Origin of the sequence: Xanthomonas sp. WHRI 8393, assembly GCF_040203315.1 — a bacterium.
Lineage (GTDB): Bacteria > Pseudomonadota > Gammaproteobacteria > Xanthomonadales > Xanthomonadaceae > Xanthomonas > Xanthomonas arboricola.
In genome coordinates, this window is sequence record NZ_JBEGGL010000004.1 from 89,459 (window position 1) to 109,536 (window position 20,078).

The following is a 20,078-nucleotide window of genomic DNA, read 5'->3' on the forward strand; positions in this document are numbered from 1 at the left end:
GGGGCAGGCGGTGTTCATGGCCAAGCGCGCCGACAGGCGGCGCGTGGCGGCTGCTCAGTCGCGCAGGATCTGTCCGCTGCGGGCGTCGCGGATCTGGGTCGGTTGCGCCAATGCGCCCACCTCGCCATCCGTCACCCCGTCGATGCTGGCCAGCAGGGCCGGGTCCAGCGCCTGTCGGCTGCGCGCGGGCGGTTCGCCGGCTAAGTTGGCGCTGGTGGACACCAACGGGCCGCCCCAGGCCGCACAGAGCGCGGCGACCAGCGGGTGTGCGCTGATGCGCACCGCCAGCCCGTCATGCGCGCCGGTGACCCAGCGCGGCGCCTGGGCGGTGACCGGCAGGATCCAGGTATGCGGGCCGGGCCAGCTGGCCAGCACCTCCTGCCTGCGGGCCGGCGCCAGCGCGTCCAGATCCACCCAGTCGTGCAGCACATCCACGCTGGCGGCCACCACGATCACGCCCTTGTCGACCGGGCGGCGTTTGATCTCCAGCAGCCGCAGCACGGCGGCCTGCTGGCGCGGGTCGCAGCCCAGTCCCCACACCGCTTCGGTGGGATAGGCGATCACGCCGCCCCGGGTCAGGGTGGCGACGGCGCTGTCCAGGCTGAGCGTGTGCATGTGGCGGCCTTAGCTTGCGGCCTTGCTCACGGTCTTCTTGACCACGCGCTTGGTGGCCTTCTTGGCAGCGACCTTCTTGGCCGGCGCCTTCTTCGCCGCGGTCTTGGTGGCGGTTTTCTTTACCGCGGTCTTCTTGGCTGCGGCGTCCTTGGCCTCCTTGGCCGAATCCTTCACCGCGTTCTTCTTGAGCGTGGCCTTCTTGGCGCCGAAGCCCTTGCGCACTGGCTTGCCGGTGTCGGCCAGCAGCTGCTGCACTTCCTCGAACGTCAGCGACGCCGGCTCGCGATCTTTGGGGATCTTGCCATTGAGCTTGCCATCGCTGATGTACGGGCCGAAGCGGCCGTTGAGCACCTGGATGTCGCTGCCTTCGAAGTCCTTGATCACGCGGTTGCGCGCGATCTCTTCCTTCTCCTCGATCAGGAACACCGCGCGCTCCAGATCGATGGTGTACGGGTCGTCTTCCTTCTTCAGCGAGGCATAGACGCTGCCGCGGCGTGCGAACGGGCCGAAGCGGCCGATACCGACGCTGACGTCCTGGTCCTTGTCCTGGCCCAGCGCGCGCGGCATCTTGAACAGCTCCAATGCGTCTTCGATGGAGATCGAGTAAATGCTCTGGCCCGGCCGCAGCGAGGCGAAGGTCGGCTTTTCCTCGTCTTCGACGGTGCCGATCTGCACCATCGGGCCGAACCGGCCGATGCGCGCGCTGACTTCCTTGCCGCTGACCGGGTCGGTGCCCAACACGCGCACGCTGCCGGCGTCGGTCTTGTCCAGCGAATCCTTCTTGTCCTCAACCAGTTCCTTGAACGGGCCCCAGAACTTCTCCATCAGCGGGATCCACTCTTCCTCGCCACGCGAGACCGCATCCAGGTCGTCTTCGAGCTTGGCGGTGAAGTCGTAATCCACGTAACGGGTGAAATGCCCGGACAGGAACTTGGACACCGCGCGGCCCACGTCGGTGGGGCGGAAGCTGCGGCCTTCCATTTCCACGTACTTGCGGAACTGCAGGGTCTGGATGATCGAGGCGTAGGTGGACGGCCGGCCGATGCCGTATTCCTCCAGTGCCTTGACCAACGCCGCTTCGGTGAAGCGCGGCGGCGGCTGGGTGAAATGCTGGTCGGTGACGATGCGGTCCAGCGGGATGTTGTCGCCGGCCTTCATCAGCGGCAGCTTGCGGCCTTCGTCCTCATCCTCGCTGCTCTTGGTGTCCTTGCCTTCCTCGTAGACCGCCAGGAAGCCGGGCACCACCACGGTGGTGCCGCTGGCGCGGAAAACGTGCTCGCTGCCGGCCGACAGATCGACGCTGACGGTGTTGAGCGTGGCCGGAATCATCTGGCAGGCCACGGCGCGACGCCAGATCAATTCGTACAGGCGGCGCTCGTCGTCGGACAAAAAGCGCGCCACCTGCGCCGGGGTGCGCAGCGCCGAGGTCGGACGTACCGCCTCATGCGCTTCCTGCGCGTTCTTGGATTTGGTGGTGTAGGCGTTGGGCTGGTCCGGCAACGAGGCGGTGCCGAAATCGCGCGCGATCACATCGCGGATTTCCGACAAGGCGTCCTGCGACAGGTTCACCGAGTCGGTACGCATATAGCTGATCAGACCGACCGAGCCTTCGTCGCCCAGCGCCACGCCTTCGTACAACTTCTGCGCCACCTGCATGGTCTTGCGGGTGGTGAAGCCGAGCTTGCGCGAGGCTTCCTGCTGCAGCGTGGAGGTGGTGAACGGCGGGGCAGGGCGACGCTTGCGCTCCTTGCTGGCCACATCGGTGACATGCAGCACGCCTTGCGCGGCCTGCTGGATGCGCAGCCGCGCCGCTTCGGCGGTATCGCCATCGGTGACGGTGAACTGCTCGAACTTCTGCCCGTCCAGCTTGATCAGGCGCGCATTGAACGGCTGCGACGGATGCCGGCAATGCGCATCGATGGACCAGTACTCGCGCGCGATGAAGGCTTCGATCTCTTCCTCGCGCTCGACGATCATGCGCAGCGCCGGCGACTGCACCCGGCCGGCCGACAGCCCGCGCTGCACCTTGCGCCACAGCACCGGCGACAGGTTGAAGCCGACCAGATAGTCGAGCGCGCGACGGGCCTGCTGCGCATCGACCAGATCGGCCGCGATCGCGCGCGGCTTGAGCATGGCTTCCTTGATCGCGCGCGGGGTGATCTCGGTGAACACCACCCGCTGCATCGTCTTGTCCTTGAGCAGCCCGCGCTCTTTCAGGATCTCGGCAATGTGCCAGCTGATCGCCTCGCCCTCGCGGTCCGGGTCGGTCGCCAGATAGATGTCGTCGGCGCTCTTGGCCGCGCGTGCAATGGCTTCGACATGCTTCTCGTTCTTCTCGATCAGGTCGTAGCGCATTGCGAAGCCGTTGTCCGGATCGACCGCGCCTTCCTTGGGGACGAGATCGCGCACGTGCCCATACGAGGCCAGGACGGTGAAGTCCTTGCCGAGGTATTTATTGATCGTCTTGGCCTTGGCAGGCGATTCGACGATGAGCAGGTGCTTGGGCATGGTGGCGAATTCTTTGGGCAGGGCCCGGGGGGCGGGTAGCGTGGCCTAATTGGCCGGTGGAGGGAAGCAGATCGACCGTTTCCCACAGGTCAACGCCCGGGAAACGAGCCCGGGCGTTCAGTTCTCTTATTAGAAAGATCACGGCGGACGCCGCCGTGTCAAGCGGCCAGGGCTGCCAACTGCTAGCTCTGGCTCATTCCGATGGCGGCCAGCATGAAGCCCACCACCACTACCGAGATCACCAGCATCACCGCATAAATGGCCAGCACCACGATGGTGACCGTGTCCAGACCCCTGGATTGGCGCTCCGGGTGATCCGTAAACGCCCAGCGGTCCACCACCAGGGTGTCGCAGACCTTGTCGTGCGGAGCCTGCTTGCGCGCGGTCATGCCGGCCATGAACGCGGCCACGACCACGCCGATGCCCAGGGTGAGCACGCTGATCAGCATGTAGGCCAGGTAGCGCAGCACATTGCGCCAGAAACCGACCCGGCCGCCGTTGCTGTCGGCGCGCACCAGCTTGATGCCGCAGGCGAGCTTGCCCAGGCTGGCCTGGTGCCGGCTGGACTGCATCCAGGCGAAATACAGCGTCGGGATCGCCAGGCCGATGCCGTAGGACATCACCAGGATGGCGATGCTGAGCGCGCTGCCGTCGTCCAGCGCCGAGCCGGAATCACCCCGGCTGGTCGCCAGCGCCACGACGAACACCAGCGGGATCACGATCAGGTACACCGCAAAGCTGGTGATCAGGCTGTCCAGGATGCTGGCGGCCACGCGCCGCCACAGGCCGGCGTAGACGACCGGGGCATCGTGCAATGCGACGCTTGCCGCGGGCGCGGCGGCGGAATCCCAGGCGCTTGGAAGCGGCGCGCCGGCCGGTGGTTGCGACACGGCATGCGCGGGTGTTGCAGGCGCGTGGGAGGTGTCGGTCAGGAGCGGGCTCGATGCCGCCGGGGTTGCCGCAGGGTCTGCCGGCGTCGTGGGCCACGCCGCTGGATCTGTCAGCGCAGCCTGCCCGCTCGGCGGACGCTGCAGGTGGTCGGCTACGGGAGGGTGATCGGCAAGGCCGGAGTCGGACCGCCCGAGCGCAGCGTCTGCTGCCGGGCCGGCAAACGGCGCATCTGCGGCAGGCGTGTGATCCACCGCGACGCTGGTCGGGTGAACCGTCGCCTGCGGCTCACTGTGCGCAACGTTCACCGGCACATCTCCGACGCTCGGCGCGGCGGGCGCTGGAACGGCGCTGTCGATCCCCAGCTCGGCCATGACCTCGCCAAGTGCCACCCACTGCGGAAAGCCTTCGCGCCAGACCAGGCTGGATGCATCGATCAGGCCTTCCGACAGGCGCGCGCGAAGCGTGTCCGTGTCCACCGGCCCCTGGCGCTCGCGTTGTGCGTCGGCGTAATACCACTGCGTCATTGAAGTCCCCTTGCGTAGAGCGATTGACTAGCCGCGGCAGTCCGGCGGAAGTTGGTTGTCGTCGATCTCGGAGCTGCACTGCCAGCTGCCGGCGTCCGCGTCGAAATCCAGCCACAGCGCCTTGCCGTCGATTTTGGTCATTTTCGGCGCATGCAGCAGCGCCTCGACTCCGCAGTTGGTGGTGTCGAAACGGCCGATCCGCACGCTGCTCAGGACATCGTTTGCATACTGCTCGGGCGCGAGAAAGCCGGCGTCGCCGTTGACCGGGCAACGGCCTTGCTGCGCGAGAAATTCGGTGATCTGCGGCTTCAGGGGCGTCAGCGCCGCGATCGCCTGGGCGACCTTGGTACGCGTGGTGTAGTCCTGGTACGCCGGCAGCGCGATCGCCGCCAGGATGCCGATCATCGCCACCAGCACGAACATGCCCACCACCGCGCCCAGCACCAACGCCAGCGGCCACCCCGGCCCGTTGCCGGGCAGGCGATGTGCTGACGAAGAGGGTGCACTGGCGGCTGCGTTGTGAACAACCGCTGGCGGAACCGACGGCAGGGGCGGCGGCAGCGCTGCGGCGCGCAGATCGGTGGAAATCGGTGGCCCAAGCTCGTCGGCGCACGCAGACAGCGGCACCCATCGGGCAAATCCTTCGCGCCAGACCAGGGTGTCCAGTGCAATCGCGTGATCGCGATACAGCGCCAGCAAGGCCTCGTCGGCCACCGGGCCACGCCGGTGGCGGTTGCCCTCGGCGTAATACCAACTACTCATTGCCGTCCCCTCGCACGCGTCCGTTGCGGCTTCCGCCTCAGTGTACGGGTTCAGGCTCGTCCAGGAACATCTGCGTTTCCATCCAGGCGTAGGCCGCTTCGGCACCCGGCTGGTTGAACAACACCATCAAGACCACCCATTTGAGGTCGTCCAGGTCCAGTTCGTCCTGGTCCAGCGCCATGGCGCGATCCAGCACCAGCTCGCGCTGGTCGGCGTCGAGGATGCGGTGTTGCTCCAGGAACAGCAGGAATCCACGGCAGTCCACATCGAGCTTGTCCAGCTCCGGGCCGTGGTAGATGCGTACCGGTCCATCGACATGCGGGCGCGCCACGCTTGGCCGCTGCTCGGAGAGCGCGTCCAGCCAATCGAAGGCTTTGCTGATTTCTGCGGGGCTGAAACCGGCCTGGATCAGGCCATTCTGAAGCGAGTCACGGTCGCGGACCAGGTCCGCATCTTCGCTGAAATAATGTTCGAACAGGTACAGCAGTACATCAAGAATGCTCTCTTTCATTGCCCCTCGGCCTGCGTCGCGCGACGCTGTGGAGGTGAAGAAACTAGGGATTGCGGGTATAGCGACCGTGCTCGGTGACCACGTCTCCCTCCAGTTCCATGATGAGCAGCATGGAGGACAGCGCGGCGGCCGTCAATCCGGTGCGTTCGACCAGGGAATCCATAGGGGTTGGGTCATGGCCCAGCGCCTGCCACAAGCGCTGGTAGTCCGGATCCGGGCGCGCCGGGCCGGCTTGCGGCGGTGTCCTGGCCTGATCAGTGGGGGCGGCCAGGCGCTGGCGCAAGGCGCTTGCCAGTTCGCCCGACAGCAGGCGCAGGCCGTCGATGACCTGGGCCGGCTCCTGGGCCAGGGTGGCGCCCTGCCGGATCAGGTGATGGCAGCCCCGCGCGAGCGGATTGTGCAGCGAGCCGGGCAGGGCGAACACCTCGCGCCCGGCCTCCGCCGCCAGCCGCGCGGTGATCAGCGCGCCCGAGCGCATGGCCGCTTCCACCACCAGGGTGCCCAGCGCCAGCCCGGCGATGATCCGGTTGCGGGCCGGGAAGTGCCCCGCAACCGGCCCGGTGCCGGGCAGGTATTCGCTGACCACCGCGCCACGCGCGGCGATGCGATCGCGCAGGGAGTGGTGATTTGCCGGATAGGCCACATCCGCGCCGGTGCCCACCACCGCCACGGTGATGGCCCCGGCACGACCAAGCGCGGCCTCGTGCGCGATCGCGTCCACGCCGGCGGCCATGCCACTGACGATGGCCAACCCGGCGCCGGCCAGGCCGGAGGCGAACGCGCGGGTGTGGTCGCGGCCGCCGGCGGTGGCGGAGCGGCTGCCGACCACGGCCACGCCCGGGTGCCAGAGCGCGTTCGGGTCGCCGTCCACGAACAGGGCCAGCGGCGGATTGACGATGTGGCGCAGCAGGGCGGGGTAGTCGGGATCGTTCAGGCCGATCAGGTGATGGCCGGGCTGCTCGCACCACTGCAGGGCGGCGTCCAGCGCGCGCGCATCGGGGGTCTGCAGCCGGGCCGCCTGCAACTCGTCGCAGCCGGCGGCAAGCCAGGCCTCGGGCCCGGCCGCCAGTAGCTCGGCCGGGCTGGCGAAGCAGTCCAGCAGCGCATGGCGCGGCGGGCTGCGGCCGCCCGCCAGGAGCAGGGTCAGGAGCGCGCGCAGGTCGGAAGTGGGGAGGGCCATGCGTCCAGCCTGAACCGCAAACGCCGACGGCGCCCTCAGGCGCCGTCGTATTACCGCATCGGAATTTTCGCTTACTGCGCGTCGGGATGCTTGACGAAGTAGCCCAGGCCGGTCGGTTTGACGCTTTCCATCACCAGCGCATAGCTGACCTTGTCGAAGGTGCGGAACACCATCGCGTGCGAGGCGTATTCGTCGGGCAGGCCGACGGTGGAGCCGGCCGGGCCGCTGAAGTCGTCGTCGGTCCGCGAGAAGCGCGAGTGCTTGACGCGGTCGCTGACCGTGCGGCCCTTGCGCCAGATCGAGAACACCGTGCCGTTGTTGATGCCTTCGCGGGCACCGCCGGAGATGGCAATCACGTCGCGGGTGCCGCCGACGGTGAAGGCATCGGAGATGGCCAGTACCCGCAATTCGGTCTGCAGGGCCTGTTCCGACGGCGGATGCGGGATGAACTGCAGGTCGTAGGGCTGCGCCTCGACGGCGACGATGCGATCGCCGGCGCGTACTTCGCGGCCGCTGTCCTGCAGCAGCAGGGTGGCCGCCTTGGAGTTGCCGCCCGCCGCGCTGCGCGTGATGGTGCCGACGTTGACCTGTGCCAGTTCGTAGCCGAGGAACTCGCGGCGCGTGCTCGGCGCGATGTAGTTCTTCCAGATGTTGCCGGCGCCTGCGGTGATGTTGCCGGCCGCATCGAGGTCTTCGTTGTGCTTGGGCAGGCTGAACTTCACCGTCGGGCGCACCACCGCAAAACGCTGGCCCGGCTGTGCATCGTCCAGGCCGACCACATAGGCCACCTGGCCGGTAGTGGCGCGCGTGCGGCCGCCTTCCAGGCCCACCACGTACGGCAGCTGGTCGAAGTCGTCGGTGACCCGCAGGTTCTTCAGGAACGGCTCGACATCGGCAAGCGGAATCGCATTGATCGGCGCTTCCTGGCGCGGACCGGGCTGGACGGTGCCCTTGGCGACGCGATCCAGGTAGGCCAGGCTGATCACGTCACCGGGATAGATCAGGTGCGGATTCTGGATCTGCGGGTTGGCCTGCCAGATTTCCGGCCACAACCAGGGTTTTTGCAGGAAACGTCCAGCGATGTCCCACAGGGTATCGCCCTTGCGGACCACGTAAGTCTCTGGATGCTCGCCCACCGCTTGCGCGGCAGCGTAGGTCGCGACGGTCAGCATCGCCGCAGCGACGACCGTACGAAGTCGGTTCAACATGAGTGCCTTCTTGCCTGATTCCCCAACAGGTCTGCGCACTATAGTCCAGAAACCGGGGCGTCACGCAAGCATTGCGCTAGAATGACAGCGTCTTGCCGGCGCAGCGCCGGTGTTCCCAGACGGGTAATCCCATGGCTTTGCTCCCTATTCTCGAATTCCCCGATCCGCGGCTGCGCACCAAGGCCGTGCCGGTCGACGCTGCCGAGCTCACCAGCCCGGCATTCCAGACCCTGCTCGACGACATGTTCCAGACCATGTACGAGGCGCCCGGCATCGGCCTGGCCGCCAGTCAGGTGGACGTGCACAAGCGTTTCATGGTGATCGACGTCAGCGAGGAGAAGATGCTCCCGCAGGTGTTCATCAACCCGGAGATCGTGAGCAGGCAGGGCGAGCAGGTCTACCAGGAAGGTTGCCTGTCGGTACCGGGCATCTATGCCGACGTCGCCCGCGCCGATGCGATCACCGTGCGCTATCTCGACCGCCAGGGCAAGGCGCAGGAACTGAGCACCGACGGCCTGCTGGCGGTGTGCATCCAGCACGAGATGGACCATCTGGACGGCAAGTTGTTCGTCGATTACCTGTCGCCGCTCAAGCGCGAAATGGTGCGCAAGAAACTGGCCAAGCAGCGTAAGCATGTGGCCTGAGGGCAGGGATTGGGGAGTCGGGATTGGGGATTGGTGAAGCGGGTTTTCTGGCTGCTTGCCGGATCCGTTGGTCCCCATCCCAATCGCCGGGCGCGGCGCTATCGCGCGTGATTGAAGCGATGGCGCAGGCCGTCGCTGCGCGCGCTCCGCGTACACGGATGGGGCGACACGTCGAGACCTGGGATATGGGATTGGCCAGCCATTGCGCTGTTGCCCAAGCCCCTGCTGCGAATCCCGATGCCCGAATCCCCATTCCCCGCCGCCGCTACTGCCACTCCCAAATCCCCACTCCCGAATCCCCGCCCTATGAGAATCGTATTCGCCGGTACGCCGGATTTTGCCGTCGCCTCGTTGCGCGCAGCCGCGCAGCGGCATGAAGTGGTGGCGGTCTACACCCAGCCGGATCGGCCGGCCGGCCGTGGCCGCGGGTTGACGCCGTCGCCGGTCAAGCTGGAGGCGATTGCGCGCGGCATCCCGGTCTTCCAGCCGCAGACGCTGCGCTCGCCGGAGGCACTGGCCGCGCTGCGCGCGCTCAATGCCGATCTGATGGTGGTGGTGGCCTACGGCCTGATCCTGCCCAAGGCGGTGCTGGCCGCGCCGACCCATGGCTGCTGGAACGTGCATGCCTCGTTGTTGCCGCGCTGGCGTGGCGCCGCGCCGATCCAGCGCGCGATCGAGGCCGGCGATACCGAAACCGGCGTCTGCCTGATGCAGATGGAAGCCGGGCTGGATACCGGCCCGGTGCTGCTGTCGCAGCGGCTGGCCATCGGCGAGCAGGAAACCGGCGGGCAGCTGCACGATCGCCTGGCCGCGCTGGGCGCGCAGGTGCTGGCCGATGGCCTGGGCCTGCTGCGTGCCGGCATCCGCCCGGTGGCGCAGCCGCAGCCGGCCGAAGGCGTGACCTATGCGCACAAGCTGGACAAGACGCAGGCGCGGCTGGACTGGACCCAGCCGGCGCAGGAGCTGGCGCGGCGGGTACGCGCGTTCAATCCATGGCCGGTGGCCGAGGCGGTCCTGGCCGGCGAGCGCGTGCGCCTGCATGGTGCGGTGGCGCTGGAGCTGGCCCATCAGCAGGCGCCGGGCACCCTGCTCGCCGCCAGCAAGCAGGGCATCGACATCGCCTGCGGGCAGGGCGCGCTGCGGGTGCGCGTGCTGCAGCGCGAGGGCGGCAAGGCGATCACCGCTGCCGACTACCTCAACGCGCGCCGCGACCTGCCGGCGCTGCGCTGATGTCGGCAGAGACCGCAACCGCCGGCGTCGGCTCGCGTCTGGCCGCAGCACGGGTGCTGACGGCGGTGTTCGACCAGGGCCGCTCGCTCAAGGCCGAACTGGCCGCGACCTTGCCCGGTCTTGATGATCCACGCGACCGCGCGCTGGTGGAGGCGATCTGCTTTGCGGTGCTGCGCCGCCGCCCGGCCTATGACGTGGCATTGCGGCAGTGGCTGGAACGCCCGTTGCCGCCGCGCGATGCGGAACTGAAAGCGCTGCTGATGGCCGGCTTCGCCCAGCTCGACGTGCTGCAGCTGCCCGCGCATGCGGCCTTGTCGGCCACCGTGGACGCGTGCCGCGCGCTGGGCCGGCCGCGGCAGGCTGGCATGGTCAACGCGATCCTGCGGCGCGCCCAGCGCGAGGGGTTTCCGGCGGTGTCCGCCGATGCGGGCTGGCCGTCCTGGTTGCGCAAGCAACTGCGCGCCGATTGGGGCGAGCAGGCCGAACGCATCTTCGTGGCCAGCGCACAGATGGCGCCGATGTGGCTGCGCGTGCAGCGCGCGCGGATCGACCCGGCCGGCTATGTCGCCCGGCTGGCCGCGCTGGGCATCGGCGCGGACACGGATGCGCTGTTGCCGGATGCGGTGCGTCTGCACGGGGCGGTGCCGGTGAGCCAGTTGCCGGGTTTTGCCGACGGCGATGTCTCGGTGCAGGACGGCTCTGCCCAGCAGGTTGCCGATGCGCTGGCGCTGGCGCCGTCGGCACGCGTGCTCGATGCCTGCGCGGCGCCCGGCGGCAAGGCCGCGCATCTGCTGGAACGTCATCCTGGCCTGCAGCTCACCGCACTGGATGTGGATGCGCGCCGGCTGGAGCGGGTGCAGCAGACCTTGCAGCGCACCGTGCCGGCCGCGCAGGTGACCTTGCACACCGCTGACGCAGCCGATACCGCCGCATGGTGGGACGGCCAGCCGTTCGATGCCGTGCTGCTGGATGCGCCGTGTTCGGCCACCGGCGTGGTGCGCCGTCAGCCCGACGTGCTGCTGCATCGCCGTGCCGACGATATCGACGCCTTGTGCGCGTTGCAGGCGCGTCTGCTCGATGCCACCTGGCGCACGCTGCGCCCGGGCGGGCAGTTGCTCTACACCACCTGTTCCCTGCTGGCGCGCGAGAACCAGGCGCAGGTGCAGGCATTCCTGCAACGCACTGCCGATGCACAGGCGCAGCCGCTGGGCGCGCAATTCGGTCATGCGGCCGGTGCCGGACGCCAGCGTTTTCCCGGCGAGCAGCACTGCGACGGTTTTTTCTACGCGCTTTTGCTAAAAGCGTCCTGACCGCGCGCCGATCCCGGCGCTCCACCTGTGCATCCACTGCCGCCCGTCATGCTCAAGACTCGTGCTTCCAAGGATTTCTGGCTGCTGGCCATCACCGCCGTTCTGGTGATCGGTGCCGGCCTGGGACTGCGCGACCCCTGGCCGTCGGACGAGCCGCGGTTTGCACTGGTCGCCAAGCAGATGGTGATGAGCGGCGACTGGCTGTTCCCGCATCGCGGCAACGAGCTGTACTCGGACAAGCCGCCGATGCTGATGTGGCTGCAGGCGCTGTTCTACACGCTGCTGGGCAACTGGCGGGTGGCGTTCCTGCTGCCGTCGCTGCTGGCGGCGCTGGGCACGCTGGCCTGCGTGTACGACCTGGGGCGGCGCCTGTGGACCCGGCGCGTGGGCGCGTATGCGGCGTGGATGCTGTTGTTCACGCTGCACTTCACCTTCCAGGCCAAGAAGGCGCAGATCGATCCGCTGGTGGTGTTCTGGATCACCCTGGCCAATTACGGGTTGCTGCGCCATCTGCTGCTGGGGCCGGCCTGGCGCTGGTGGACGCTGGGCTGGTTTGCCGCCGGGCTGGGTGTGATTACCAAGGGCGTCGGCATCATCGCCCTGCTGATGCTGATCCCGGCCGGCATTGCGGCGGCGCGCGGCTGGCCGGGCGTGCGCGTGCATGTGCGCGATCGGCGTTTCTGGCTGGGGCCGCTGTTCTTCTTCGTCGCGATCCTGCTGTGGTTCGTGCCGATGATGGTGACCGCGCTGACCGCCGGCCAGCCCGAGTACCGCGTCTATCTCAACGACATCCTGCTGCGCCAGACCGCCAAGCGTTACGCCAATTCCTGGGATCACGCGCAGCCGGTCTGGTACCACTTCAAGGGCATGGCCACGATGTGGCTGCCGACCATCCTGGTGCTGCCCTGGGCGATCCCGGCCTGGTGGCGCCGGCTCAAGCGACGCGATGCGCGCTATCTGTTGCCGCTGGCCTGGTGGCTGCTGGTGCTGGTGTTCTTCACTATTCCCAGCGGCAAGCGCGATGTGTACATCCTGCCGGCGCTGCCGATGTTCTGCCTGGCGCTGGCGCCGCTGGCGGCAGGCCTGCTGCGCCGCGCCGGGGTGCAGCGGCTGCTGTTCGGATTCGTGCTGCTGCTGACGGTGGCCTTCGCTGCCGGCGGCGCGGCGATGCTGATCGGGCACCCGGGCTTCGAGCAGAAGATCATGGACAGCCGCGGGGTCGGCAGCGAGGCCACCGACCCGCTCGGCTGGCTGCTGCTGGCAGTCGGTCTGTGGGGCGTGGCCAGCCTGTTGCTGCTGCGGGTGCGCCGCTCCGCGTTTGCCGCTGCATCGCTGCTGGGCGCGTGGTGGGTGGCGTTCGGCCTGGTCTGCTATCCGATCTTCAACGACTCCAGTTCGGCGGGCGCGGTGATGCGCGAGGCCGGGCGCCGGATCGGCCCGGACGCGCAGCTCGGGCTGGTGGCCTGGAAAGAGCAGAACCTGCTGATGGCCGACCGCCCCGCGCAGACCTTCGGCTTCAAGGTGCCGTGGGAACAACAGCTGCAGCGCGCGGTGGCCTGGCAGGCAGAGCGTCCCGATCGACGTTGGCTGATGGCGCAGGAGACCGCGCTGCTGGCCTGCGTGGACCGCAGCCGCAGCCAGATGGTGGGGGTGGCCAACCGCCGTCGCTGGTGGCTGGTGCCGGCCGATGCCGTGCACGGCAGCTGCGTGGCGAGCTCCGAGCAGCGGGCAGTGGAAGCGCAGGAGCAGGGCAACCTGGACACCGAATGAGCCGGCACAGCGCAGGTGTCTGCCGCGATCGGCGGCCCGTCAATGCCGTCGCCGGCCGCTGTCTAGCATGGATTCATGCGGGGCATCGTTAGCTTGGCCGGCGTCGCTGACGCGTGTCGCCCGATGTCACCCCCACTTGCCACCGATGTCTGAATGAATTCCTTGCCCACCCAGCCCGCTGCGCTTTCCTCGTCGGCCCCCATCGCGTCACCCGCAGGTGTGGGCATTGCCGAACTGGGCGTGTTCGCGTTGACCGCGCTGGTGGTCAGCATGCCGAGCGGGTTGCTGCCGTTCGGGCTGTGCCTGTTGCTTGGCTCGCTGGTGGGGTGGCGCAGCCTGCGCGCAGGCGTTGCCATGCGCCCCTGGTCGCTGCGCGCGCTGGGGTGGTTGGCTGCGGCGGTGATCGCGATGTCGCTGTTGTCGATCGTGCTGTTCGAACACGGGCTGCGCGATGTCGACAACCGCTCGCGCTTTCTGGTGCTGCCGTGGGCGGCCCTGTGGGCGTACGCATTGCGGCCGCGCCAGGTCTGGCTATGGCGTGGCGCGCTGGCCGGCGTGTTCGCGGCAATGTTGATCGCCATGCTGCAGGTGATGAACGGTGCCGACCGCGCGGAAGGTTGGACCAATGCGATTGTATTTGCCGATATCGCGCTGATGTTGCTGGTAGTGGCGGTGTTCTGCCGCCCGCCTGGCAAGGTGCGCTGGCTGGTGGGCGCGGCCATCGCCACGGTGGTGGTGATCGTGCTCAGCGGCAGCCGCGGGGTGTGGTTGTCGCTGCTGGTGACTTTGGGCGTGCTGATCTGGGGCGCGCCCTGGCAGAGCGCACGCATGCGCTTGCTGACCTTCGTCGGCAGTGCGGTGCTGGCGGTAGGCGTGGTGCTCAGCGTGCCGGCGTTGACCCAGCAGATGCGCCTGGGCGAGTTGCAGAGCGACCTGCAGCGCTATGAGGTCGGCGACAGCGACTCCTCCGCCGGTGCCCGGATCGAGCGCCTGCATGTAGCCTGGGACACCTTGCGCGCGCATCCGCTCACGGGCATCGGCGTCGGGCGCTTCGACGATGCGATGCGCGAGCTGCCGGTGTGCGCCGGCGACACCTGGTTGCTGCGCTGTCATCTGGGCCATGCGCACAACGATCTGGCCGAGTGGGGCGCCACCCAGGGCGTGCCGGGCCTGTTGCTGCTGTTTGCGGTCTACGGGGTGCCGTTGTGGATCTTCGTGCGGCTGCACCGCCGCAGCGGCCAGCGCCAGTTCCGCGGACCGGCCGCGGCCGGGGTGATGATCGTGGTGAGCTATGCGCTGTGCGGACTGACCCAGTCCATGTTTGCGCACCAGGTGTCGGCCAGCTTCTATACGGCGATGGTCGGCGTGCTGGTCGGGCTGGCAGCGCGTCAGGCGCAGGAGTTCCCGGCTCGAGCGGCCGACAAGGTCTAGCAAGCGGGCTTGCGGTGGCGATGGGTTATTCGCTCGTCACCGGAATTGATGTGGTGGACTGCCGGCTTCGAGCGCGTCTTGCGCCGACGTAGCGGCGAGCGCAGTCGTGTTGCTGACCGCTCTCAGTCGCCGCGCCGCTCGTCCGCACGCGGCGGGTCCTGCACCGGCTGGTTGTGCTGCAGCAGCCACAGCATGATGGTCTTCTGGCGCACGTAGTTGGCGCGCACGTAGGCATAGATCAACCCGTGCCAGCCATCGCGAAACCCGCCGCGCAGCAGGTAGCCGCGCCAGAAGCGCCAGGCCGGCGCCAGCACCAGCTTGCTCCAGGTCGCGCGTTTGCCGCGGGCGTGGTCGTGTTCGGCCATCATCTGCGCGTAGCGCTGGGTCTTGGCCAGTTGCTGCGCCAGTGAGCGGTACGGATAGTGGATCAGATCACCCGCCAGGGTCACCACTGCACCGTCGACACTGGCCGCCTCGTGGATCTCGCGCTTGCCGCGCCAGCCGCCGCGGCGTCGATCGAACAAGCGCAGCACCCGATCCGGATAGGCATTGCCATGGCGCAGGAACCGGCCGAAATAATCCGACAGCCGTGCGAAGCGATAGCCTGCGGCATTGGCAAAGCCGCCATCGCGCGCGGCAACGATCGACGCCCGCAAGGCATCGCTGACGCGTTCGTCGGCATCCAGGCACAGCACCCAGTCGTGGCTGGCCTGCGCAACGCAGAACGCCTTCTGGCTGCGGTAGCCATCGAAGGCGCGCTGCAGGACGCGTGCGCCGTGTGCGGTGGCCAGCGTCACGGTGGCGTCGGTGGAGCCGGAGTCCACCACCACGATCTCGTCGCAGAACGCCAGCGAGCGCAGGCAGTCGCGTAGGCGATCGGCCTCGTTGAACGCGATAATGCAGGCGCTGATGCGCGGCCGTTCGTCGGGTGCGGTCGAAGAGGACATGTGATGGCTCAATACCTGCTGTTCGCAACGGAACGTTACGCGTTGCCTATTCTGGCGCCATTGGCGCAGGCATTACAGGCCCGCGGGCACGCCGTGTCGGCGTGGTTCGAGGGCGGTGCACGCGGGCTGGCGTTGCCGGAGGTGCGCGAGGTTGGCCTGCGCGAGGCGCTGGCGTTGCGCCCGCGTGCGGTGTTCAGTGCGGCCAACTGGGTGCCACCGTTCATTGCGGGCGCCAAGGTGCAGCTGTTCCATGGGTTCAATGTGCAGAAACGCGAAGACAACCGCGGGCACTTCCGCGTGCGCGGGCTGTTCGATCTGTATTGCACGCAGGGCCCGGCCACCACGGCGCCGTTTCGCGCGCTTGCCGAGCGCGAAGGGCATTTTGCCGTGGTCGAAACCGGCTGGCCCAAGCTCGACCCGGTGTTCCGCGACGATGGCGGCCGCAGCGCTGCACTGCGCGCGCCCGCCAACGGGCGCCCGGTGATCCTGTTCGGCTCCACGTTTACCGAGCGCTTGAGCGCTGCGCCCGCGCTCTACGACGAGATCGCCGCCGATATCGCACGCGGTGCGCATTACTGGCTGCTGACGCTGCATCCGAAGTGCGCGCCGGAGCTGTTCGATCGCTATCGCGCGCTGGCCGGGCCGCATGCCCGCTTTGTCGAACCCGAAGAAGTGATGGCCGCGCAGCGTGCGGCCGATGTGCTGGTGTCGGATACCTCGTCGATCGTGTCCGAGTTTGTGGTGCAGCACAAACCGGTGGTGACCTTCCGCAACCGCGTGCCGCAGCCGCATATGCTGGACTTCCAGCAGCCCGGGCAATTGCCGCAGCAGCTGGCGCGCGCGCTGGCGCCGGATGCGTTGCTGCGTAATGCACTCGCCCGTTATGCCGATGCGATCCACCCGTACCGCGACGGGCAGTCGTCGGAGCGGGTGATCGCAGCGACCGAGGACTTCATCGCCGGCAAGCTCGGCCCACTGCGGCGCAAGCCGCTGGGCGCAGTGTGGCGAGGCCTGCAGATCCGCCGCGAACTCGGATACTGGGGCCCGGTACAACGCTGATCACTGCGAGTTGCGCATCGACGAGACCGCTGCCAATCAGCACTTCACCCAATCCCGAATCCCGACTTCCCAATCCCGATTCCCAATCACCAACGCAGCTTGCGTCGCGCCAACGCGGCACCCAACTGCGCCTGCAGCGCCTGCGCCTGCGCCAACGGCACGAAGCGCAGCCGCAACCCCGGGCCGGCCGCGCTGGCGCCGGCAGTGTCCAGCCACAGCGTTGCGGTGCCGGACAGACGGTCCAGCGGCGAGCGTTGCAGTTGCAGCGCCTGCAGCTTGTCCAGCTCGGCCAGCCGCCACCAGCGTTTCCACCAGCCGCCGCGCACGGCGACAAACCGTGCATCCACCGCGTAGCCCATGCGGTGCACCTGGCGATGCGCCTTGAATGCGCTCCACGGCAACCACAGCAGCAACCACGCCGCCTGGTTGCCGAACTGCCAGGCCAGGCCGATCACCAGCGGCAGCAGCAACAGCAGCGTGGGCAGACTCAATCGCCACCAGCAATGCGTGGCGATCGCCTGCCACTGTGCCGGCGGCCAGGCGATCCCCGGCAGCAGGCGTTGCAACAAGGCATCGCAGCGCTGCGGGTCGGCAATCGGCGCAAGCTCCTTCAATGCGCTGCCTTCGCGGTCGGCGCTGCCGGCTACTGCAGTCTCCACCCGCAACTGGCGACGGCCGAACAGGCGATGCAGGCGGCTTTCGTACAGCGTCCACGACTGGATGCGCCGCAGCGCCACGCTGCTGCGGATGCGCGTCAGCAGGCCGCGCTCCACGGTGAGGCGGCGCTCGGATTGGCTGAGATGAAAGCCGTGGTACTGCGCCACCGCCAGCGCCACCGATAGCGCGCGCATTGCGACCAATACGGCCAGGGCGCCGAGCACCACCAACGCGGCGGTCACTGCCGCCCCCGGATGGATCTGGCTGACGTAGCGGTAGGCCAGCTCGCCGTTGTGTTCGACGAAGTTGGACACGGTGCGGCGCGGAATCATCTGGTAGATCACGCCGAAGCTGGCAGCCACCACCACCATGCCGCGATTGGAGATCAGCCCCAGCCGGATCACTTCGCCCAGCGGCAGACGCAGTAGCGTGTTGCTGTCGGCCTCGATCTGCGGCGTGCCGGCATCGGCGTCATGCGTGCGGCGACGGATCAGGTCTTCCAGCGCCAGTGCCTGGTCCAGCCGCAGCACGCGCATTTCCGCTTCGGGCTTGTGGCCGCCGGCCGATTCCAGGCGCACCTCGGCCACGCCGGCCAGCCGGTGCAGCAGCGATTGATGCACCACCACGTTGTGGATGCGCGCGAACGGGATATCGCGCCGGCTGCGTTCCAGCAGCCCGCTGCGGATCGCCACCCCATCGGTGCCGATGCGGTAGCGATAGGTGAAATAGCGCAGCACCGAGATTGCCACCAGCACTGCCATCACCACGCCGGTGGCGATGTGGTCGGCCGAGTCGCGGCTGCCATCGCGGCTGCCGAACAGCACCAGGGCCGCCAGCGGAATCAGGAACTGGCGGATCTGCTGCAACAACACGAACACCCACGACAGCGGATGCAGGCGCTGCTCGTCCTGGCCGGGGTGTTCGATGGCGCTCACAGCGCGTCGTCGTCGTGATCGAGCTGGCGGGCGAGGCGGTCGCGCAGGCGTTCGGCATCGCCCTGATCCAGGCCGGACAAGGCCACCGCGTTGAGCCGGCTGCCGGCGGTATGCACCACCAGCGTGGTCAGCCGGGTGGCGCGTTCGATCGGGCCGCGGCGCAGGTCCACGTGCTGCACGCGCGAAATCGGGATGCGCGTGTCGCTCTGCCAGAGATGGCCGCGTTGCAGCGCCAGGCCGTGCTGGTCGAGTTTCCAGTGGGTGAGCCGATGCCGTTTGACCGCGAACCACGCACCCAGCAGCGCGGCCACCACGGTCACGCCCAGCACCACCGGCCAGTCATGCCAGGCGTGCAGCACGGTGACGGTCACGCCGGCGGCGATCAGCCCGACACATCCGCCGCCCAGCGCGCCGTTGACGCCGGCCACATACGCACCGCGTTGCGGTAGCGGTTGCCACTGGGTGTGGTCCACCGCCGGAGCCTGTTCCGGCGCGGCAGCGACGATGACCTCGGGGTGCGGCGGTGGAGCGTCGTGCACAAGGTTGGCCTGCAGGAGCGGTGCGCAAGCATAGCCGGGCGCCGCGGGCGGGCGCATCCGGCGCAGCGGCGCTTACTGCGCGGCCAGAATCAGCGCATCCACATCCAGCGCATGCCCGGCACGCGCGGCCTTGGTGCGCAGGTACTGCTCGTTCTCCGGAGTGATGTCGCCGGTCACCGGGATGCGGTCTTCCACCGCGATGCCGGCCGCACGCAGGCGCTCGGCCTTGGCGGGATTGTTGGTCAGCAGCCGGATCCGGCCGATGCCCAGACCGCGCAGCATCGCCACCGCACTGCCGTAGCGGCGCTCGTCCGGGCCGAAGCCCAGTTGCGCGTCGGCATCGATGGTATCCAGGCCGGCATGCTGGTAGCCGTACGCGCGCATCTTGGCGGCGATGCCGGTGCCGCGGCCTTCCTGATCCAGATACAGCAGCACGCCGCCGCCGAGTTCCTTCAGCTTGGCCAGGCCATGCCGCAGCTGGTCGCCGCAATCGCATTTGAGCGAACCGAACAGATCGCCGGTCAGGCAGGAGGAATGCACGCGTACCGGCACTGCCGCCGACAGGTCGGGCTGGCCGACCACGATCGCCACCTGGTCGCGCTGCGCCACCCCGCCGCGAAACACCACGAACTCGCTCATCCCCAGCCCGCGCAACGGCACCGGCGTGCGGGTGACCAACTCGTAGCCGGCCGCGGCGGATTTGGCGCAGCCGCTGCCCAGATCGTCCAGTGCCAGCGACTGGCAACCGGCAAAGGCGGCGTGGTCATCCGCGCCGTGCAGTTCCACGGCCAGCATCGCCGGCAGCAGCAGGCCCAGCCGCGCGATTTCCACCGCGCCGGCATCCAGCGCATCGCCCGGGGTCCATTGCGTCGGTACCGGGGTGTCGCGCAGGTAGGCCAGGGCAGCGAGCTGGTCGTAGTCGTGTTCGACCAGCGCCACGCGTGCGCCCTGCGGCGCGCTCAGGCCCAGCACCTGGGCGCGGGTCGGGGTGACGAACAGATAGTGCCGCCCCTGCGCCGCACGCGCGAAGGCCGCGTACGACTGCGCGGTGCTGCTGTCCAGCGCCAGCACCGCGCGCGCCTGCCCGTTGGCCGCCGTCAGCAGCACCGGGCGGCCGGCGCGCAGCTCGGAGGCGGCGCGCTCGCAACGGATCGCCGCCGGATCACCGAAGGCCTGTGCGCTGGGGGAGGGGACGGGGCTGCTCATGCACGACTCCAGATGGGGATTGCCACGGCCGCTTCAAGGCGGACGCCGCCGCGGCTGTTGCCTGCCGCGTGCGGCCATTGTCGCGTGGTTCGCAAGCGCCAGTCGCCACGGCCGGGTGGAACGCTGCATCCAGCGCCCGCCGTTTGAGTTG

The 20,078-nt window shown here is 68.4% G+C and carries 17 protein-coding genes; 6 read left to right on the plus strand and 11 right to left on the minus strand.

The window, feature by feature from the left end:
• Nucleotides 1–54: 54 nt before the first annotated feature.
• The 7 genes from tsaC to ABQ137_RS14700 form a co-directional block, all read right to left on the minus strand.
• Nucleotides 55–615: an L-threonylcarbamoyladenylate synthase type 1 TsaC gene (gene tsaC, locus ABQ137_RS14670; RefSeq protein WP_349783052.1), complete on the minus strand. Its 561-nt coding sequence runs from the start codon at nt 613–615 to the stop codon at nt 55–57.
• A gap of 9 nt (nt 616–624) precedes the next feature.
• A complete protein-coding gene (locus tag ABQ137_RS14675; RefSeq protein ID WP_349783054.1) occupies nt 625–3,123 on the minus strand; it encodes a DNA topoisomerase I in 2,499 nt (832 codons plus the stop codon).
• Nucleotides 3,124–3,305: 182 nt separating this feature from the next.
• Nucleotides 3,306–4,538, minus strand: a complete 1,233-nt coding sequence (locus tag ABQ137_RS14680; RefSeq protein ID WP_184519298.1) for an RDD family protein — start codon at nt 4,536–4,538, stop codon at nt 3,306–3,308.
• A 27-nt stretch (nt 4,539–4,565) separates the two neighbouring features.
• The gene (locus ABQ137_RS14685; protein WP_102256967.1) at nt 4,566–5,300 is read right to left on the minus strand and encodes a pilin; all 735 of its coding nucleotides are present in this window, start codon (nt 5,298–5,300) and stop codon (nt 4,566–4,568) included.
• Nucleotides 5,301–5,337: 37 nt separating this feature from the next.
• Nucleotides 5,338–5,811: a DUF494 family protein gene (locus ABQ137_RS14690; protein ID WP_003484452.1), complete on the minus strand. Its 474-nt coding sequence runs from the start codon at nt 5,809–5,811 to the stop codon at nt 5,338–5,340.
• 43 nt (nt 5,812–5,854) lie between these two features.
• On the minus strand, nt 5,855–6,991 hold the full coding sequence (gene dprA, locus ABQ137_RS14695; RefSeq protein ID WP_024938527.1) for a DNA-processing protein DprA: 1,137 nt from the start codon (nt 6,989–6,991) through the stop codon (nt 5,855–5,857).
• Nucleotides 6,992–7,062: 71 nt separating this feature from the next.
• Nucleotides 7,063–8,199, minus strand: coding sequence for a LysM peptidoglycan-binding domain-containing protein (locus ABQ137_RS14700; RefSeq protein WP_104575567.1), 1,137 nt, complete (start codon nt 8,197–8,199; stop codon nt 7,063–7,065).
• Between the two features lie 131 nt (nt 8,200–8,330).
• On the opposite strand from ABQ137_RS14700, the gene def reads away from it, so the two are divergent.
• From def to ABQ137_RS14725, 5 genes are all read left to right on the plus strand, one after another.
• Nucleotides 8,331–8,843, plus strand: coding sequence for a peptide deformylase (gene def, locus ABQ137_RS14705; protein WP_184519301.1), 513 nt, complete (start codon nt 8,331–8,333; stop codon nt 8,841–8,843).
• Nucleotides 8,844–9,149: 306 nt separating this feature from the next.
• Nucleotides 9,150–10,073 carry a methionyl-tRNA formyltransferase gene (gene fmt / locus ABQ137_RS14710; RefSeq protein WP_047124865.1) on the plus strand — a complete coding sequence of 308 codons (924 nt, stop codon included), beginning with the start codon at nt 9,150–9,152 and terminating at the stop codon, nt 10,071–10,073.
• Nucleotides 10,073–11,383: a 16S rRNA (cytosine(967)-C(5))-methyltransferase RsmB gene (gene rsmB, locus ABQ137_RS14715; protein ID WP_039525008.1), complete on the plus strand. Its 1,311-nt coding sequence runs from the start codon at nt 10,073–10,075 to the stop codon at nt 11,381–11,383. The genes fmt and rsmB overlap by 1 nt, the downstream gene beginning before the upstream one ends.
• A gap of 48 nt (nt 11,384–11,431) precedes the next feature.
• The gene (locus ABQ137_RS14720; RefSeq protein WP_184433164.1) at nt 11,432–13,153 is read left to right on the plus strand and encodes an ArnT family glycosyltransferase; all 1,722 of its coding nucleotides are present in this window, start codon (nt 11,432–11,434) and stop codon (nt 13,151–13,153) included.
• A gap of 153 nt (nt 13,154–13,306) precedes the next feature.
• Nucleotides 13,307–14,584, plus strand: coding sequence for an O-antigen ligase family protein (locus ABQ137_RS14725; RefSeq protein ID WP_184519304.1), 1,278 nt, complete (start codon nt 13,307–13,309; stop codon nt 14,582–14,584).
• Between the two features lie 122 nt (nt 14,585–14,706).
• Here ABQ137_RS14725 and ABQ137_RS14730 read toward each other — a convergent pair whose 3' ends face one another.
• Nucleotides 14,707–15,531 (minus strand): glycosyltransferase family 2 protein, encoded by an 825-nt coding sequence (locus tag ABQ137_RS14730; RefSeq protein WP_024938520.1) that lies wholly within the window; start codon nt 15,529–15,531, stop codon nt 14,707–14,709.
• Here ABQ137_RS14730 and ABQ137_RS14735 point away from each other — a divergent pair, their 5' ends adjacent.
• A complete protein-coding gene (locus tag ABQ137_RS14735; protein WP_184519307.1) occupies nt 15,532–16,590 on the plus strand; it encodes a CDP-glycerol glycerophosphotransferase family protein in 1,059 nt (352 codons plus the stop codon). It begins immediately after the preceding gene.
• An 86-nt stretch (nt 16,591–16,676) separates the two neighbouring features.
• Here ABQ137_RS14735 and ABQ137_RS14740 read toward each other — a convergent pair whose 3' ends face one another.
• From ABQ137_RS14740 to ribA, 3 genes are all read right to left on the minus strand, one after another.
• Nucleotides 16,677–18,182 (minus strand): PH domain-containing protein, encoded by a 1,506-nt coding sequence (locus ABQ137_RS14740; protein ID WP_104575557.1) that lies wholly within the window; start codon nt 18,180–18,182, stop codon nt 16,677–16,679.
• Nucleotides 18,179–18,655, minus strand: a complete 477-nt coding sequence (locus ABQ137_RS14745; RefSeq protein WP_184434329.1) for a PH domain-containing protein — start codon at nt 18,653–18,655, stop codon at nt 18,179–18,181. Before ABQ137_RS14745 ends, ABQ137_RS14740 begins: the two co-directional genes overlap by 4 nt.
• A gap of 138 nt (nt 18,656–18,793) precedes the next feature.
• Complete coding sequence (ribA, locus tag ABQ137_RS14750; protein ID WP_054591098.1) at nt 18,794–19,927, minus strand: GTP cyclohydrolase II RibA; 1,134 nt, start codon at nt 19,925–19,927, stop codon at nt 18,794–18,796.
• Between the last annotated feature and the right edge of the window lie 151 nt (nt 19,928–20,078).

Bases quoted from the DNA above. Each gene is read 5' to 3' on its own strand.
- tsaC (WP_349783052.1), bottom strand. From the start codon at position 615: ATGCACACGCTCAGCCTGGACAGCGCCGTCGCCACCCTGACCCGGGGC.
- ABQ137_RS14675 (WP_349783054.1), bottom strand. From the start codon at position 3,123: ATGCCCAAGCACCTGCTCATCGTCGAATCGCCTGCCAAGGCCAAGACG.
- ABQ137_RS14680 (WP_184519298.1), bottom strand. From the start codon at position 4,538: ATGACGCAGTGGTATTACGCCGACGCACAACGCGAGCGCCAGGGGCCG.
- ABQ137_RS14685 (WP_102256967.1), bottom strand. From the start codon at position 5,300: ATGAGTAGTTGGTATTACGCCGAGGGCAACCGCCACCGGCGTGGCCCG.
- ABQ137_RS14690 (WP_003484452.1), bottom strand. From the start codon at position 5,811: ATGAAAGAGAGCATTCTTGATGTACTGCTGTACCTGTTCGAACATTAT.
- dprA (WP_024938527.1), bottom strand. From the start codon at position 6,991: ATGGCCCTCCCCACTTCCGACCTGCGCGCGCTCCTGACCCTGCTCCTG.
- ABQ137_RS14700 (WP_104575567.1), bottom strand. From the start codon at position 8,199: ATGTTGAACCGACTTCGTACGGTCGTCGCTGCGGCGATGCTGACCGTC.
- def (WP_184519301.1), top strand. From the start codon at position 8,331: ATGGCTTTGCTCCCTATTCTCGAATTCCCCGATCCGCGGCTGCGCACC.
- fmt (WP_047124865.1), top strand. From the start codon at position 9,150: ATGAGAATCGTATTCGCCGGTACGCCGGATTTTGCCGTCGCCTCGTTG.
- rsmB (WP_039525008.1), top strand. From the start codon at position 10,073: ATGTCGGCAGAGACCGCAACCGCCGGCGTCGGCTCGCGTCTGGCCGCA.
- ABQ137_RS14720 (WP_184433164.1), top strand. From the start codon at position 11,432: ATGCTCAAGACTCGTGCTTCCAAGGATTTCTGGCTGCTGGCCATCACC.
- ABQ137_RS14725 (WP_184519304.1), top strand. From the start codon at position 13,307: ATGAATTCCTTGCCCACCCAGCCCGCTGCGCTTTCCTCGTCGGCCCCC.
- ABQ137_RS14730 (WP_024938520.1), bottom strand. From the start codon at position 15,531: ATGTCCTCTTCGACCGCACCCGACGAACGGCCGCGCATCAGCGCCTGC.
- ribA (WP_054591098.1), bottom strand. From the start codon at position 19,927: ATGAGCAGCCCCGTCCCCTCCCCCAGCGCACAGGCCTTCGGTGATCCG.